Here is a 15,946-nt window from a genome sequence, read left to right on the forward strand (position 1 = left end):
TACACGAGCTTGGGAGTTTCTTAGAACTCGGATGAATCTGAAAAATTCTGCGCTAAGCCGTTGCAGCATGTAACGCCTGGGGATTGGGGTGGAAAAAAACATGTTCCAGCACAGGTCCTACGGCGACTTCACCAATCTCCTCATAGCCCTGGCGTTTATAGAACTCCAGATAGCGAGAATTCCCAGTGTCCAGCACCACACCGGATGAGTGCGGGTCTTCGGCGCACCAATTGTGCACCGCCTCCAGCAGTTGCTCGCCGTAGTGTTTGCCCTGGAATTGCGGGTGAATGCCCAACAGCGGCAGCATATGCACCGCCTCGCCGGGGAGACAGGCCAGCACCGCGTGGTGATAGTCGAGGTAACGCCGGGTGCCACGCACCCCGGTGCTCAGCCACATGCGGATCTGCCAGGCCCAGCTCTCGGTGATCCCCAGGCGGCGCTGCGGGGGGGCGATCAGTGCGATGCCGATCAGGCGGTCGTTGACGAACAGGCCGATGGCGGGAAGCTTCTGGAAAAAATGCTGCTTGACCAGTTCGCGCACGGTGGCGCGTACCCGCTGTTCATAACCGGGACGTTCGGCTTCGAAGATGTAGGCGAACGTCGGCTCATGCCGATAGGCCTGGTACAACAGGGAGCGGGCCTCGCGGGAATAGCCGCTGTTGAGCAGGCGAATTTCGGCGGTGGCAGTGGACGTGTCCGGCATACAGTTGATCTCCCTGGGCGCCATTGAAAAGGATGGCGTTCTTATGGGTACGAACCTACGCGACTCCAGTCGTTCCCAGACATTAGCAGTGCATCCATCCTACCGCCACGCTGGCCCCCGTCCGACTTGTCGGCTAGCATCGCCCTTTTGCCCAGACTGGACTGCCGACCATGAAAATCGTCTCCTTCAATATCAATGGGCTGCGCGCCCGCCCACATCAGTTGGCGGCGCTGATTGAAAAGCATCAACCGGATGTGATCGGCCTGCAGGAAACCAAGGTCCACGACGACCAGTTCCCCCTGGCCGAAGTGCAGGCTCTTGGCTATCACGTGTACTACCACGGCCAAAAAGGCCACTACGGCGTGGCCCTGCTTTCGCGCAAGCCGGCATTGAGCCTGCACAAAGGTTTCGCCAGCGATGAAGAAGACGCCCAGCGCCGTTTTATCTGGGGCACTTTCGCCGACGAGCACGGCACTCCGATCACCATCATGAACGGCTATTTCCCACAAGGTGAAAGCCGCGACCACCCGACCAAGTTCCCCGCCAAGCAGCGCTTCTATGAAGACTTGCAACAGCTGCTGGAAAGCCAGTTCAGCAATGACCAGCCGTTGGTGGTGATGGGCGACATCAACATCTCGCCGGAAGACATCGACATCGGCATCGGCCCGGACAACGCCAAGCGCTGGCTGAAAACCGGCAAGTGCAGCTTCCTGCCGGAAGAGCGTGAGTGGATGGCGCGCCTGAAGAACTGGGGCCTGGTGGACAGCTTCCGTCACCTGAACCCGGATGTGGCCGATCGTTTCAGCTGGTTCGACTACCGTAGCCGAGGGTTCGAGGATGAGCCCAAGCGCGGGCTGCGGATTGACGTGATCATGGCGTCCAATGGTTTGCTGTCACGGGTCAAGGATGCGGGGGTGGATTACGAATTGCGCGGGCTGGAAAAGCCGTCTGATCACGCACCGATCTGGCTTGAATTGAGCTGATCTCAGGTTGCACCCAGTCAACCCGTGGGAGCTGGCTGGTGTGGGAGATTCTATGGTGGAGGCAACATCTCCACCGACAGTCCCACCGCCTTCGCAGCCTCGCTAACTCCCACAGGGGATTGGCAATGCCTGGGCGATCTCCAGCCGAGCGCCTATTGAGCATCAACACCAATCAACTGTGGGAGCGGGCTTGCCCGCGAATGCGGTGGGTCCGTCAGTGCATATTGTTCTGACATTGCGCTTTCGCGGGCAAGCCCGCTCCCACATTTTTGCCCTGTGAACACCTGTCATATTTACGCAATCTTACTGACTTATTCTCGCGGCACTCCCTTTGGCCCAAGAAGGTGCCGGCATGCGGCTGCGCGCTCTGTTCCTGCTGACTCTGTTTCCCCTCCACGCGGTGTGCGCCGCCCTGCCCGTTCCCGATCAAGGCCCCGCTTTGCGCATCCAGGGCTCCAACACCATTGGCGCGGCACTGGGGCCGGCGTTGGTCAAGGGGTTGATGGAGCACCAGGGCTTGCAGGCGGTGCACAGCGAACCCGGCGACGGCGCCAATGAGCTGCGGGTACTGGGCAAGAATCGCCAAGGCAAAACCGTATTGATCGAGATCGCCGCCCACGGCTCCAGCACCGGGTTTGCCGCGCTGAAAAAATCCAGCGCCGACCTGGCCGCGTCATCCCGCCCGATCAAGGACGGCGAACTGGTCGAGCTCGAGCCCCTCGGCGACCTGAAAAGCCCCGACGCCGAGCAGGTCATCGCCATCGACGGCCTGGCCATCATCCTCAACCCACAGAACCCGTTGGCCAGCCTGAACACCGAGCAACTGGCGCAGATCTTCAACGGTGAAGTGACCACCTGGGAGGCCTTGGGCGGTGTCGGCGGCGCCATTCATTTATATGCGCGGGATGACCAGTCCGGCACCTACGACACCTTCAAGGAACTGGTGCTGCGCCTGCGCGGCAAACCGCTGGCGGCGTCGGCCAAACGCTTCGAGTCCAGTGAACAGCTGTCCGATGCCGTGAGTCAGGACCCCCAGGGTATCGGCTTTATCGGCCTGCCCTATGTGCGCCAGGCCAAGGCCGTGGCGATTGTCGATGGTGACTCGCAGTCGATGTTGCCGCTCAACAGCCTGATCGCCACCGAGGACTACCCACTGTCGCGCCGACTGTTTTTCTATCTGCCGCCGTCCAGCCACAACCCGTGGGCCAAGGCGCTGGTCGACTTTAGCCAGAGCAGCAAGGGCCAGGCGATTGTCGCCGCCAACGGGTTTATCGCGCAGCGGGTGCAGGCGATGGCCGTGGAACCGCGCCCGTCGATGCCTGAGGACTATCAACGTATCGCCCGTGAAGCCCAGCGCCTGACCGTGAACTTTCGTTTCGAAGAAGGCAGTGCCAGCCTGGACAACAAGGCACGCCAGGATTTGCAGCGAGTGGTGGCGTATCTCAAAGGCCACGACAAGCTCGACCGCCAAGTCACCCTGGTGGGCTTTGGCGATGCCAAGAATGACCCGCAGCGTGCGGCGCTGCTGTCGAAGTTGCGGGGCATGGCGGTGCGGCGCGAGCTGGTCAAGAGCGGCGTGGTGCTGAGGGATATTCGCGGGTTTGGCGCGCAGATGCCGGTGGCGGCGAATACGGCGGATGAGGGCCGGATCAAGAATCGGCGGGTGGAGGTTTGGGTGTACTGAACCCTGGTTTTGTGTTGTTAACACTGGCCTCTTCGCGAGCAAGCCCGCTCCCACATTTTGAATGTGTTCACAAATCAAAGTGTGGGAGCGGGCTTGCTCGCGAATGCAGGCGACTCGGTCCTTCTTACTGCCCGCTGCGCATCAACTCCCGGGGCACATACTTGCCAATCTCGAACTTGCCAATCGCCGCCCGGTGCACTTCATCCGGCCCATCGGCCAGGCGCAGGGTGCGTTGCATGGCGTACATGTAGGCCAGCGGGAAGTCGTTGGACACCCCCGCACCGCCATGGATCTGGATCGCGCGGTCGATCACCTTCAACGCCACGTTCGGCGCCACCACCTTGATCTGGGCGATTTCGCTTTTCGCCACTTTGTTGCCCACGGTGTCCATCATGTACGCCGCCTTCAAGGTCAGCAGGCGTGCCATGTCGATCTCCATGCGTGAGTCGGCAATCTTGTCGATATTGCCGCCCAGGCGCGCCAATGGCTTGCCGAACGCGGTGCGGCTGACCGAGCGTTTGCACATCAATTCCAATGCGCGCTCGGCCATGCCAATGGAGCGCATGCAGTGGTGGATACGGCCTGGGCCAAGGCGGCCTTGGGCGATTTCGAAGCCGCGACCTTCGCCGAGCAGGACGTTTTCGTACGGAACCCGCACGTTGTCGAACAGCACTTCGGCGTGGCCGTGGGGCGCGTCGTCGTAGCCGAATACCGGCAGCGGGCGCACGATCTTCACGCCAGGGGTGTCCACCGGCACCAGGATCATCGAATGCTGCTGGTGGCGCGGTGCGTCGGGGTTGCTCAAGCCCATGAAGATCAGGATCTTGCAGCGCGGATCACAGGCGCCGGAGGTCCACCACTTCTTACCGTTGATCACCCATTGGTCGCCCTGGCGCTCGGCACGGGCGGCCATGTTGGTGGCGTCGGATGAGGCCACGTCCGGTTCGGTCATGGCGAAGGCCGAGCGGATCTCACCGCGCAGCAGGGGTTGCAGCCAGCGTTGTTTCTGCTCTTCGTTGGCGTAGCGCACCAGCACTTCCATGTTGCCGGTGTCGGGGGCGGAGCAGTTGAACGGCTCCGGGCCCAGCAGGGAGCGGCCCATGATTTCGGCCAATGGCGCGTATTCGAGGTTGGTCAGGCCGGCACCCAGCTCGGATTCCGGCAGGAACAGGTTCCACAGGCCTTCGGCTTTGGCCTTGGCTTTCAGCTCTTCCATGATCGCGGTGGGCTGCCAGCGGTCGCCTTCGCTGACCTGGCGTTCGAACACCGGCTCGGCGGGGTAAACGTATGCATCCATAAACGCAGTGACGCGTTCACGCAGTTCCTGAACCTTGGGCGAATAGGCGAAATCCATGAGCAGCTCCCTTCTCTGAGAGGTTGTTTAGGTCATGCAATCGATGCTAGAACAGCGTTGATAATTTACCTAGCCTATTCTCGGCGTGTATTAACATTCATCACCGATATATGATCGACGTATGACCACCTAACAATAAGAGCGCAACGAAATGAATCTGAGCAAGGTCGACCTCAACCTCTTTATCGTCTTCGACGCGATCTACACCGAAGCCAACCTGACCCGCGCCGGGCAGATCGTGGGCATCACCCAGCCAGCGGTGTCCAACGCCCTGGCGCGTCTGCGCGAGACCTTCAACGACCCGCTGTTCGTGCGCACCGCCCAGGGCATGGTGCCCACACCGATGGCACAGAACATCATCGGCCCGGTGCGCAATGCGCTGTCGTTGTTGCGGGTGTCGGTGCAGGAAAGCCGCATCTTCAACCCGCAGCAAGCGGCCAAGACCTACCGCATCAGCATGACCGACCTCACCGAAGCGGTGATTTTGCCGCCGCTGTTCCAGCGCCTGCGCCGCCTGGCACCCACGGTGGTGATCGAGAGTTTCCTGTCCAAACGCCGCGAAACCACCAAGGAGCTGGCTGCCGGGCGCCTGGATTTCGCCGTGGACGCGCCACTCAACACCGACCCCCAGGTGCGCCACGTCAAGCTGATGGAAGACCGCTACGTGTGCGCGATGCGCAAGGGCCACCCGCTGGCGGGCAAGGACAAGCTGACCCTGGATGATTACCTGGGGCTGACCCACATTCATATCTCCAGCCGCCGCAACGGTTTGGGCCATGTGGACCTGGCACTGGGCAAGATGGGCTTGCAACGCAAGATCGCCCTGCGTTCCCAGCATTATTTGATGGCGTCGCAGGTGTTGCAGCAGACCGACATGGTCATGACCGTGCCCGAACGCTTCGCTCGCCGTCATGAATTGCACTGGTTCAACCTGCCGGTGAACGACGTGCCGCCGGTGGAAACCCATCTTTACTGGCACGAAAGCACCGACCAGGACCCGGCGAACCGCTGGATGCGCGAGCAGATGATCGAGTTGTGCCAGCAGGTGACGGCGCACGAAAAGAAATTGGATGGCAAGCAGGCTTGAGTGGCTTTTTTGTGGCAAGCGCTCTTGTTACGGACGGCGACCTGCTTGACGTTAACGTCAAGCAGCCATTAGCTTAGCGCCCAAGACTTCTTCCTGGGCACTGCCATGAGTACCACCTACAGCATCTCCGACCTCGCCCGCGAGCTCGACATCACCACCCGCGCCATTCGCTTCTATGAAGAACAAGGCCTGCTGGCCCCGGAACGGCGGGGCCAGGAGCGCATCTACTCGGCGCGGGACAAGGTCAGCCTCAAGCTGATCCTGCGTGGCAAGCGTATCGGTTTTTCCCTGGCCGAATGCCGCGAACTGATCGAACTCTACGACCCCACCAGCGGCAACCACATCCAGCTCAACAGCATGCTCAGCAAGATCGCCGAGCGCCGTGAGCAGTTGGAGCAGCAACTGCTGGACATCGAACAGATGAAACTGGAACTGGACACCGCCGAAGAGCGTTGCACCCAGGCCCTGGCCCACACCATGAGCCAGGTTGGCCATTGATCAGAAGGTAACTGCCATGTCCCTCCCCTCCCATGTGCGCCTGGTGGAAGTCGGCCCGCGCGACGGTTTGCAGAATGAAGCCCAGCCGATCAGCGTGGCCGACAAGGTCCAACTGGTGGACGCGTTAAGCGCCGCAGGCTTGAGCTATATCGAAGTCGGCAGCTTTGTCTCGCCCAAATGGGTGCCGCAGATGGCCGGGTCGGCCGAGGTGTTCGCGCAGATCCAGCGCAAGCCCGGCGTAACCTACGGCGCGCTCGCGCCGAACCTGCGTGGTTTTGACGATGCGCTGGCCGCGGGGGTGAAGGAGGTCGCAGTGTTCGCGGCGGCATCCGAGGCGTTTTCCCAGCGCAATATCAACTGTTCCATCAGCGAGAGCCTGGAACGTTTCGCGCCGATCATGGCCGCGGCCAAACAGCACGGCATCAGCGTGCGTGGTTATGTGTCGTGCGTGCTGGGCTGCCCTTACGAGAGCGAGATTGCGCCGGAGCAAGTCGCCGCGGTCGCACGGGAGTTGTATGCCATGGGCTGCTACGAGGTGTCCCTGGGCGACACCATCGGCACCGGCACGGCGGGGGCCACGCGGCGATTGTTCGAGGTGGTCGGCGCGCAGGTGCCACGGGACAAGCTGGCCGGGCATTTCCATGACACCTATGGGCAGGCCATCGCGAACATCTACGCCAGCCTGCTGGAAGGGATCCATGTGTTCGACAGCTCTATCGCGGGCCTCGGTGGCTGCCCCTATGCCAAGGGCGCCAGTGGTAACGTCGCCACCGAAGATGTGCTGTACCTGCTCAACGGCCTGGGTATCGACACCGGTATCGACCTGCAGGCGTTGATTCGCGCGGGTGAGCAAATCAGCCACGTGCTGGGTCGGCCGACGGGGTCGCGAGTAGCCAAGGCGCGTAGGGCCAGTTGAGTAGCGTAGCCGTGACAATGTGTTACCGCACGACTACACATCGAGTAACACGGGAACATATTTTGTCGCATTAGCCGTAGGCTGTTGCCCACACAAAAACCAAGTAATTGATTTTAAAGGATTTTTAAAAGTTGGCACGGCTCCTGCTATCTCTATGGCATAACAAGAATAAAAAGCGCCAAACCTAATAAAAATAAGACGAAACGACTCTGACATAACAAAAACAACACGGCAGAGACGCAGCTAACAGATTTTTTTGGAGAAGATGTGCTTCGCAGGGAACGGCATCGCCGAAACCCGCGACCAGTAGAGAACAATAAAACTACCTTCAGGTAGCTACCCACTGGTTGGATCGCGTACGAAGAAGCAGATCAGCGCTCAAAAAAATACGTTTGCTCTTGACCCCGGATGGGGGTCGCCAAAAACAGCGGTAAAGGGTAACGGTTACCAAAAACAACAATAGACCGCCCCTCAATAATAAAAAAAGAGCACGTAACGACAAATTAAAGGGGACCTTTGGGTCCCCTTTGTGCTTTCTGCGATTCAGCGATTTGCCTGACACCGCGCTATTCAAAATGTGGGAGCGGGCTTGCCCGCGAAAGCGGCGGATCAGGCAACACACCTGTAACTGACAGACCGCTATCGCAGGCAAGCCAGCTCCCACATTGAGCCTCACTGTGACGGGGGCTGCATGCGCAACTCTTGCATCGAAATCTCGCGCATCCGGAATTTCTGGATCTTGCCCGTCACCGTCATCGGAAACTCATCCACGAATTTGAAATGCCTGGGCGTCTTGAAGTGCGCAATGCGGCCCTTGCACCAGGTTTGCAGCTCCAGCGCGTTGGCCACATGGCCGGGATGAAACTTGACCCAGGCGACGATCTCTTCACCGTATCGCTCGTCGGGAATGCCGATGACCTGCACGTCTGCCACCGCCGGATGGGTGAAGAAAAACTCCTCAAGCTCACGCGGGTACACGTTCTCTCCGCCACGAATGATCATGTCCTTGTTGCGCCCGGCGATGCACACGTAGCCGTGGGCGTCCATGCTTGCCAGGTCGCCGGTGTGCATCCAGCCAGCGTCGTCGATCGCTTCGCGGGTGGCGTCGGGATTGTGCCAGTAGCCGAGCATGACGCTGTAGCCACGGGTGCAGAGTTCGCCGATCTCACCGCGCGCAACCGTGTTGCCGTCGGCGTCGATGATCTTGCTTTCCAGTTGCGGCTGGGTGCGGCCAACCGTGGTCACGCGGCGCTCCAGGTCGTCATCCGCACCGGTTTGCAAAGACACCGGGCTGGTTTCAGTCATGCCGTAGGCTATCTGCACCTCGCTCATGTGCATCTCGCTGATCACCCGGCGCATCACTTCGATGGGGCAGGTGGCGCCGGCCATGATGCCGGTGCGCAGGGTGGACAGATCAAAGTCGCCAAGCTGCGGATGATCGAGCATGGCGATGAACATGGTGGGCACGCCATACAAGCCGGTGGCACGTTCTTCGGCGACGGCAGTCAGGGTCAACAGCGGGTCGAAGCCATCATTCGGGTAGATCATGGTGGTGCCATGGGTGATGCAGCCCAGGTTGCCCATGACCATGCCGAAACAGTGATACAGCGGCACAGGGATCACCAGGCGATCCTGCGCGCTCAGGCCCAGGCTTTCGCCGACCATGTAGCCATTATTGAGGATGTTGTGGTGACTGAGGGTGGCACCCTTGGGAAAGCCGGTGGTGCCGGAGGTGTACTGGATATTCACGGCCTGATCGAAGCGCAGGCTGGCCTGGCGGGAGTGCAACTGTTCGGGCGGGATACCTGCCCCGAGCGCCGCCAACTGCGACCACGGCAGGAATCCCGACGGCGGGCTGGGGTCGAGACTGATCATGCCACGCAGGTCCGGCTTCAAAGCCTGCAGCATCCCGTGGTAATCGGAGGTCTTGAACGCCCCGGCGCACACCAGCCACTGACAGCCGGATTGCTTGAGCACGTATTCCAACTCGCTACTGCGATAGGCCGGGTTGATGTTGACCAGGATCACGCCCAGCTTGGCGCTGGCGATCTGGCTGATGCACCACTCGGCGCAATTGGGCGCCCAGATCCCCAGGCGGTCGCCGGTTTGCATGCCCAGGGCGAGGAAGGCCCGGGCGTGCAGGTCAACGGTTTCAGCGAGTTGGCGCCAGGTGTAGCGACGTTGTTGATGGCGCACTACCAGGGCTTCGCCATCGGGAAACTGTGCAGCGGTTTGATCAAAGGCCTGGCCAATCGTCATGGCCAGCAAGGTCTTGTCCTGAGAACCGCGGCTGTAGCTCGGATTCGGTTGTTCCATAACGACCCCTATTGTCTTTTTTGTTAGGTTGACGTTTACGTAAACTACGATTGACAGCGCCTTAACGCAAGCTTACGTTAACGTAAAGGTGAGCGCCCTCCTCCCGGCGTTGAACCCACACAAAAACAACGCTCACATTAAGGTGCCTGTCCATGAGTTACCCGTCCCTGAACTTCGCCCTCGGCGAAACCATCGACATGCTGCGCGACCAGGTGCAGTCCTTCGTCGCCAAGGAAATCGCCCCCCGCGCGGCACAAATCGACAGTGACAACCTGTTCCCCGCCGACCTGTGGCGCAAGTTCGGCGACATGGGCCTGCTTGGCATCACCGTCCCGGAAGAATACGGCGGCGCTGGGCTGGGCTATCTGGCCCACGTGGTGGCCATGGAAGAGATCAGCCGCGGCTCGGCGTCGGTGGCGTTGTCCTACGGCGCCCATTCCAACCTGTGTGTGAACCAGATCAACCGCAACGGCAATCACGCGCAGAAACTCAAGTACCTGCCCCAACTGATCAGCGGCGAACACGTTGGCGCCCTGGCCATGAGCGAACCGAACGCCGGCTCCGACGTGGTCTCGATGAAACTGCGCGCCGACAAGCGCGGCGACCACTATGTACTCAACGGCAGCAAGACCTGGATCACCAACGGCCCCGACGCCAACACCTACGTGATCTACGCCAAGACCGACCTGGAAAAGGGTCCCCACGGCATCACCGCATTTATCGTCGAGCGCGACTGGAAGGGTTTCAGCCGCAGCAACAAATTCGACAAGCTGGGCATGCGCGGCTCCAACACCTGCGAGCTGTTTTTCGATGACGTGGCGGTGCCCGAGGAAAACATCCTCGGCGTACTCAACGGCGGCGTGAAAGTGCTGATGAGCGGCCTGGACTACGAACGCGTGGTGCTGTCCGGCGGCCCCACCGGGATCATGCAAGCGTGCATGGACCTGATCGTGCCCTACATCCACGACCGCAAGCAGTTCGGCCAGAGCATCGGTGAATTCCAGCTGATCCAGGGCAAGGTCGCCGACATGTACACCCAACTCAATGCCAGCCGTGCCTACCTCTATGCCGTGGCCCAGGCCTGCGAGCGCGGCGAGACCACGCGCAAGGACGCCGCCGGCGTGATCCTCTACAGCGCCGAACGCGCCACGCAGATGGCCCTCGACGCGATCCAGATCCTGGGTGGCAACGGCTACATCAACGAATTCCCCGCCGGCCGCCTGCTGCGCGACGCCAAGCTGTACGAAATCGGCGCCGGCACCAGTGAGATCCGCCGGATGCTGATCGGCCGCGAACTGTTCAACGAAACCCGCTGAGGGAGCGCGCCATGGCCACCTTGCATACCCAGCTCAACCCGCGCTCGGCGGAATTTGCCGCCAATAACGCGGCGATGCGCCAGCAGGTCGATGCCCTGCACACCCTGCTCGCCCACGTCAGACAAGGCGGCGGCGCGCAAGCCCAGGAGCGGCACACCTCACGCGGCAAACTGCTGCCGCGCGAGCGCATCAACCGCCTGCTCGACCCAGGCTCGCCCTTCCTCGAACTCAGCCAACTCGCCGCCCATCAGGTGTATGGTGAGGACGTACCCGCCGCCGGCGTGATTGCCGGGATCGGCCGCGTGGAGGGCGTCGAATGCATGATCGTCGCCAACGATGCCACCGTGAAAGGCGGCTCCTACTACCCGCTCACGGTGAAAAAACACCTGCGCGCCCAAACCATCGCCGAGCAGAACCGCCTGCCGTGCATCTACCTGGTGGACTCCGGCGGCGCCAACCTGCCGCGTCAGGATGAAGTGTTCCCTGACCGCGAGCACTTCGGGCGGATCTTCTTCAACCAGGCCAACATGAGCGCCCAGGGCATCCCGCAGATCGCCGTGGTGATGGGCTCTTGCACCGCCGGCGGCGCGTATGTGCCGGCCATGGCAGACGAAGCGATCATGGTGCGCCAGCAAGCCACTATCTTTCTCGCCGGCCCTCCCTTGGTAAAGGCCGCCACGGGTGAAGTGGTGAGTGCCGAAGACCTCGGCGGCGCCGATGTGCACTGCAAGATTTCCGGGGTGGCCGACCACTACGCCGACAACGACGAACACGCCCTTGCGCTGGCCCGGCGCAGCGTGGCCAACCTCAACTGGCGCAAACAGGGCGAATTGCTGCAACGCACGCCCGTAGCGCCGTTGTACAGCGGCGAGGAGCTGTATGGCGTGATCCCCGCCGATGCCAAGCAGCCGTTCGACGTGCGCGAAGTGATCGCACGGCTGGTGGATGGCTCGGTGTTCGATGAGTTCAAGGCGCTGTTCGGCACCACCCTGGTGTGCGGCTTTGCGCACCTGCACGGCTACCCGATAGCGATCTTGGCGAACAACGGCATCCTGTTCGCCGAAGCCGCGCAAAAAGGCGCGCACTTTATCGAGCTGGCCTGCCAGCGCGGCATTCCGCTGCTGTTTTTGCAGAACATCACCGGTTTCATGGTTGGCCAGAAATACGAAGCCGGCGGCATCGCCAAGCACGGCGCCAAGCTGGTCACGGCGGTGGCCTGCGCCAAGGTGCCGAAGTTCACGGTAATCATCGGCGGCAGCTTTGGTGCAGGTAACTACGGCATGTGCGGCCGCGCGTATGACCCACGGTTCTTGTGGATGTGGCCGAACGCCCGCATTGGCGTGATGGGCGCCGAACAGGCCGCCGGGGTGCTGGTGCAGGTCAAGCGCGAACAGGCCGAACGGGCCGGCAACGCCTTTAGTGCCGAGGAAGAACGAGCGATCAAGCAGCCGATCCTCGACCAGTATGAAACCCAGGGCCACCCCTACTATTCCAGCGCACGCCTGTGGGACGACGGTGTCATCGACCCGTTGCAAACCCGCGACGTGCTGGCCCTGGCCCTCTCTGCTGCGTTGAATGCCCCCATCGAGCCGAGCCGCTTCGGCGTGTTCCGCATGTAAATGGAGCTGTACCCATGAGCGATTTCAATACCCTCGAACTGATCACCGACAGCCGTGGTTTCGCCACGCTGTGGCTCAGTCGTGAAGCCAAGAACAACGCGTTCAACGCCGAGATGATCCGCGAACTGATCATTGCCCTCGACCGGGTACAGGGCGATCCAACCCTGCGCTTCCTGGTGTTGCGCGGGCGCGGCAGGCATTTCAGCGCAGGCGCCGACCTGGCCTGGATGCAGCAGTCAGCCGAACTGGATTACCACACCAACCTGGACGACGCCCGCGAACTGGCGGAGCTGATGTACAACCTGGCCAAGCTGAAGATCCCGACCCTGGCGGTGGTGCAAGGCGCGGCCTACGGTGGCGCGCTGGGCTTGATCAGTTGCTGCGACATGGCGATTGGCGCCGATGATGCGCAGTTCTGCCTGTCGGAAGTGCGCATCGGTCTGGCCCCCGCGGTGATCAGCCCATTCGTGGTCCAGGCCATCGGCGAACGTGCGGCGCGGCGCTACGCCCTCACGGCCGAACGCTTTGGCGGCCAGCGCGCGCGGGAAATCGGCCTGCTGGCGGAAAGTTATCCGGTTGCCGACCTCGACCTGCATGTCGAACTGTGGATCACCAATCTGTTGCAAAACAGCCCGGCGGCAATGCGCGCCAGCAAGGATTTGCTGCGTGAAGTGGGCAACGGCGCCCTCACCCCGGCGTTGCGGCGCTATTGCGAAAATGCCATCGCACGGATTCGCGTGAGTGCCGAGGGCCAGGAAGGCTTGCGTGCCTTCCTGCAAAAACGTCCGCCCAGCTGGCAAGCACAGGAGCCGCGCCCATGAGTCCATTGACCACCGTACTAGTGGCCAATCGCGGTGAAATTGCCTGCCGCGTCATGCGTACCGCCAAGGCCATGGGTCTGACCACCGTGGCCGTGCACAGCGCCACCGACCGCGATGCGCGGCATAGTCGCGAGGCGGATATTCGGGTCGACCTGGGCGGCAGCAAGGCCACCGAGAGTTACCTGCAGATCGACAAACTGATCGCCGCCGCCCAGGCCAGCGGCGCCCAGGCGATTCATCCGGGCTATGGCTTCTTGTCGGAAAACGCCGCATTTGCCCGTGCGATTGAGGCCGCAGGCCTGATCTTTCTCGGCCCGCCCGCCTCGGCCATTGATGCGATGGGTAGCAAATCCGCCGCCAAGGCGCTGATGGAAACCGCCGGCGTGCCGCTGGTGCCGGGCTATCACGGCGCCGCCCAGGACCTGGAGACCTTCCGCGACGCGTGCGAGCGCATCGGCTATCCGGTATTGCTCAAGGCCACTGCCGGCGGTGGCGGCAAGGGCATGAAAGTGGTCGAGGACGTCAGCGGGCTCGCCGACGCCCTCGCCTCCGCCCAGCGGGAGGCCTTGTCGTCGTTCGGCAATGGGCAGATGTTGGTCGAGAAATACCTGCTCAAGCCACGCCATGTGGAGATCCAGGTGTTTGCCGATCAGCATGGGCATTGCCTGTACCTCAACGAGCGCGACTGCTCGATCCAGCGACGCCATCAAAAGGTCGTCGAGGAAGCCCCGGCGCCGGGCCTGAGTGTTGAACAGCGCAAGGCCATGGGCGAAGCGGCGGTGCGTGCGGCCCAGGCCATCGGTTACGTGGGGGCTGGCACCGTGGAGTTTCTGCTGGATGCGCGCGGCGAGTTCTTCTTCATGGAGATGAACACGCGCCTGCAAGTGGAACATCCGGTGACCGAAGCGATCACCGGCCTCGATCTGGTGGCCTGGCAGATTCGCGTCGCCCAGGGCGAAGCGCTGCCCATCACCCAGGAACAGGTGCCGCTGATCGGGCATGCCATTGAAGTGCGGCTGTATGCTGAAGACCCGGCCAATGATTTCCTGCCGGCCACCGGCCACCTGGCGCTGTACCGCGAATCCGCACCAGGCCCTGGGCGCCGGGTAGACAGCGGCGTCGCCCAAGGCGACAGCGTGTCGCCGTTCTACGATCCGATGCTCGGCAAGCTGATTGCCTGGGGCGAAGACCGTGAACAGGCGCGCCTGCGCTTGTTGAGCATGCTCGATGAATTTGCCGTCGGCGGGCTCAAGACCAACCTGGGCTTTTTGCGACGCATCATCGGCCATCCGGCGTTTGCCGCGGCGCAGTTGGATACCGGGTTTATCCCGCGTTATCAGGATGCACTGCTACCGGAGTCAGGCGAGTTGAGCGATGCATTCTGGCAGGCGGCCGGCGCGGCCTTCATGCAGAGCCTGCCCAAGGCTGATGGGCCGTGGGCCGACACTCGCGGCTTTCGTGCCGGGCTGCCAGCCGAGGTCTCCCTGCATTTGAGCTGCAATGGCCAGGATCGGCTGGTGACACTGGCAACAGACGCGCCGCAGTTAAGCGGCGAACAGTTGCTGATCGAACACCAGGGCGTGCGTCGCGCCCATCTGGCCGTACGCAGCGCCGACACCCTGTACCTGCGCTGGGACGGCCAGATGCATGCGGTCAGCCTGTTTGACCCGATTGCGGCGGTCGAAGCCGGTCAGTCGCACCAGGGCGGCCTCACGGCGCCGATGAACGGAAGTATCGTGCGGGTGCTGGTCGAGGTTGGCCAAACCGTCGAGGCTGGCACGCAATTGGTGGTGCTGGAGGCGATGAAGATGGAACACAGCATCCGCGCGCCCCAGGCCGGGGTGATCAAGGCACTGTTCTGCGAAGAAGGCGAAATGGTTGCCGAAGGTTGCGCGCTGGTGGAGCTCGCCACGGCGGACTAAAACTTCACCGTGGCCTGCACCACCACGCCCAGGATGCGGCAATCCGCGCTGAACAGCTGCTTGGGATAGGTGGGATTGAGCGGCACCAGGTACAACTGGCCGCTCTCTTGCACCAACTGGCGGAAGGTGGCCTGGGGGCTGTCGGCCCATTGTGCGACCACCAGCTTGCCCGGTTCGGCGGTGATGGCCGGGTCCACCAGGATCAGCATGCCCGCGCTGATGCTCAAGCCGCTGGGCGCGGTCATGGCATCGCCCGTGACCGGCAGCCAGAAGGCGGCGCCCCGGGCGTGGTAATCCGTCGGTTCGAAGCGTGGTGCGGCATAGGTCCCGCGCTCCTCGCGCACTTCACACAGGCCTTTCCAATCGCTGACCGGGTAGCGGAAATACGGGTTGTACTTGCCGGTCGCGGCCGGCGCTTCAGCGCTGCGTTCGCGAATGTGCAGCGTCACCTCCAGGTCACCCAGGCCCAGCTCGGCCAGCACCCGATTCATATCTGCCACGCGCGGCGTACGACGCTTCGTCAACCAGTGGCCGACGCCCCCCTGGCTCATGCCCAGGCGCTTGGCCAGTTCGGTTTGGGAGACCTTGGCGTCTTCCATGTTGGCTTTGACCAACGCTATCCATTTATCCATGGGGCCTGAGCATACGGCAGGCATATTCCAGGGCAATAAACAGTTTGTAGTAATCCATAAAACGACATAAATACGATACGTACTATCATCGGACA

The 15,946-nt window shown here is 61.9% G+C and carries 13 protein-coding genes; 9 read left to right on the forward strand and 4 right to left on the reverse strand.

The annotated features are described in order from the left end of the window. Positions 1–52 precede the first annotated feature (52 nt). Positions 53–703 carry a GNAT family N-acetyltransferase gene (locus tag LIY36_RS17405; RefSeq protein ID WP_192296614.1) on the reverse strand — a complete coding sequence of 217 codons (651 nt, stop codon included), beginning with the start codon at positions 701–703 and terminating at the stop codon, positions 53–55. 170 nt (positions 704–873) lie between these two features. Here LIY36_RS17405 and xthA point away from each other — a divergent pair, with 170 nt between their 5' ends. Continuing rightward, on the forward strand, positions 874–1,686 hold the full coding sequence (gene xthA / locus LIY36_RS17410) for an exodeoxyribonuclease III (RefSeq protein ID WP_192296615.1): 813 nt from the start codon (positions 874–876) through the stop codon (positions 1,684–1,686). A gap of 352 nt (positions 1,687–2,038) precedes the next feature. Continuing rightward, the gene (locus tag LIY36_RS17415; protein ID WP_226456420.1) at positions 2,039–3,370 is read left to right on the forward strand and encodes a substrate-binding domain-containing protein; all 1,332 of its coding nucleotides are present in this window, start codon (positions 2,039–2,041) and stop codon (positions 3,368–3,370) included. Positions 3,371–3,494: 124 nt separating this feature from the next. Here LIY36_RS17415 and LIY36_RS17420 read toward each other — a convergent pair whose 3' ends face one another. Next, a complete protein-coding gene (locus tag LIY36_RS17420) occupies positions 3,495–4,724 on the reverse strand; it encodes an acyl-CoA dehydrogenase (RefSeq protein ID WP_226456421.1) in 1,230 nt (409 codons plus the stop codon). A 151-nt stretch (positions 4,725–4,875) separates the two neighbouring features. On the opposite strand from LIY36_RS17420, the gene LIY36_RS17425 reads away from it, so the two are divergent. The 3 genes from LIY36_RS17425 (at position 4,876) to LIY36_RS17435 (ending at position 7,225) form a co-directional block, all read left to right on the forward strand. Then, the gene (locus LIY36_RS17425; protein WP_192296618.1) at positions 4,876–5,811 is read left to right on the forward strand and encodes a LysR family transcriptional regulator; all 936 of its coding nucleotides are present in this window, start codon (positions 4,876–4,878) and stop codon (positions 5,809–5,811) included. A 105-nt stretch (positions 5,812–5,916) separates the two neighbouring features. Further along, the gene (locus tag LIY36_RS17430; protein ID WP_017737716.1) at positions 5,917–6,309 is read left to right on the forward strand and encodes a MerR family transcriptional regulator; all 393 of its coding nucleotides are present in this window, start codon (positions 5,917–5,919) and stop codon (positions 6,307–6,309) included. Between the two features lie 16 nt (positions 6,310–6,325). Then, positions 6,326–7,225 carry a hydroxymethylglutaryl-CoA lyase gene (locus LIY36_RS17435; protein ID WP_226456422.1) on the forward strand — a complete coding sequence of 300 codons (900 nt, stop codon included), beginning with the start codon at positions 6,326–6,328 and terminating at the stop codon, positions 7,223–7,225. 672 nt (positions 7,226–7,897) lie between these two features. On the opposite strand, the gene LIY36_RS17440 is transcribed toward LIY36_RS17435, so the two are convergent. Continuing rightward, positions 7,898–9,541, reverse strand: coding sequence for an AMP-binding protein (locus LIY36_RS17440; protein ID WP_226456423.1), 1,644 nt, complete (start codon positions 9,539–9,541; stop codon positions 7,898–7,900). 152 nt (positions 9,542–9,693) lie between these two features. Here LIY36_RS17440 and LIY36_RS17445 point away from each other — a divergent pair, with 152 nt between their 5' ends. Genes LIY36_RS17445 through LIY36_RS17460 form a run of 4 tightly spaced genes read left to right on the forward strand, consistent with a single transcriptional unit; the run spans position 9,694 to position 15,219 of the window. Beyond that, on the forward strand, positions 9,694–10,857 hold the full coding sequence (locus LIY36_RS17445; protein ID WP_226456424.1) for an isovaleryl-CoA dehydrogenase: 1,164 nt from the start codon (positions 9,694–9,696) through the stop codon (positions 10,855–10,857). An 11-nt stretch (positions 10,858–10,868) separates the two neighbouring features. Next, positions 10,869–12,476, forward strand: a complete 1,608-nt coding sequence (locus tag LIY36_RS17450) for a carboxyl transferase domain-containing protein (protein WP_192296622.1) — start codon at positions 10,869–10,871, stop codon at positions 12,474–12,476. A 14-nt stretch (positions 12,477–12,490) separates the two neighbouring features. Continuing rightward, positions 12,491–13,297 carry a gamma-carboxygeranoyl-CoA hydratase gene (locus LIY36_RS17455; protein ID WP_192296623.1) on the forward strand — a complete coding sequence of 269 codons (807 nt, stop codon included), beginning with the start codon at positions 12,491–12,493 and terminating at the stop codon, positions 13,295–13,297. Beyond that, entirely contained in the window at positions 13,294–15,219 is a 1,926-nt protein-coding gene (locus LIY36_RS17460) for an acetyl/propionyl/methylcrotonyl-CoA carboxylase subunit alpha (RefSeq protein WP_226456425.1), read from the forward strand. The genes LIY36_RS17455 and LIY36_RS17460 overlap by 4 nt, the downstream gene beginning before the upstream one ends. On the opposite strand, the gene LIY36_RS17465 is transcribed toward LIY36_RS17460, so the two are convergent. Continuing rightward, the gene (locus LIY36_RS17465; protein WP_192296625.1) at positions 15,216–15,851 is read right to left on the reverse strand and encodes a LexA family protein; all 636 of its coding nucleotides are present in this window, start codon (positions 15,849–15,851) and stop codon (positions 15,216–15,218) included. The genes LIY36_RS17460 and LIY36_RS17465 overlap by 4 nt on opposite strands. Positions 15,852–15,946 lie beyond the last annotated feature (95 nt).

Origin of the sequence: Pseudomonas sp. AF03-9, assembly GCF_020515815.1 — a bacterium.
Classification (GTDB): domain Bacteria; phylum Pseudomonadota; class Gammaproteobacteria; order Pseudomonadales; family Pseudomonadaceae; genus Aquipseudomonas.

Bases quoted from the DNA above. Each gene is read 5' to 3' on its own strand.
- LIY36_RS17430 (WP_017737716.1), top strand. From the start codon at position 5,917: ATGAGTACCACCTACAGCATCTCCGACCTCGCCCGCGAGCTCGACATC.
- LIY36_RS17415 (WP_226456420.1), top strand. From the start codon at position 2,039: ATGCGGCTGCGCGCTCTGTTCCTGCTGACTCTGTTTCCCCTCCACGCG.
- LIY36_RS17460 (WP_226456425.1), top strand. From the start codon at position 13,294: ATGAGTCCATTGACCACCGTACTAGTGGCCAATCGCGGTGAAATTGCC.
- LIY36_RS17425 (WP_192296618.1), top strand. From the start codon at position 4,876: ATGAATCTGAGCAAGGTCGACCTCAACCTCTTTATCGTCTTCGACGCG.
- LIY36_RS17435 (WP_226456422.1), top strand. From the start codon at position 6,326: ATGTCCCTCCCCTCCCATGTGCGCCTGGTGGAAGTCGGCCCGCGCGAC.
- LIY36_RS17405 (WP_192296614.1), bottom strand. From the start codon at position 703: ATGCCGGACACGTCCACTGCCACCGCCGAAATTCGCCTGCTCAACAGC.
- LIY36_RS17440 (WP_226456423.1), bottom strand. From the start codon at position 9,541: ATGGAACAACCGAATCCGAGCTACAGCCGCGGTTCTCAGGACAAGACC.
- LIY36_RS17465 (WP_192296625.1), bottom strand. From the start codon at position 15,851: ATGGATAAATGGATAGCGTTGGTCAAAGCCAACATGGAAGACGCCAAG.
- LIY36_RS17455 (WP_192296623.1), top strand. From the start codon at position 12,491: ATGAGCGATTTCAATACCCTCGAACTGATCACCGACAGCCGTGGTTTC.
- xthA (WP_192296615.1), top strand. From the start codon at position 874: ATGAAAATCGTCTCCTTCAATATCAATGGGCTGCGCGCCCGCCCACAT.
- LIY36_RS17445 (WP_226456424.1), top strand. From the start codon at position 9,694: ATGAGTTACCCGTCCCTGAACTTCGCCCTCGGCGAAACCATCGACATG.
- LIY36_RS17420 (WP_226456421.1), bottom strand. From the start codon at position 4,724: ATGGATTTCGCCTATTCGCCCAAGGTTCAGGAACTGCGTGAACGCGTC.
- LIY36_RS17450 (WP_192296622.1), top strand. From the start codon at position 10,869: ATGGCCACCTTGCATACCCAGCTCAACCCGCGCTCGGCGGAATTTGCC.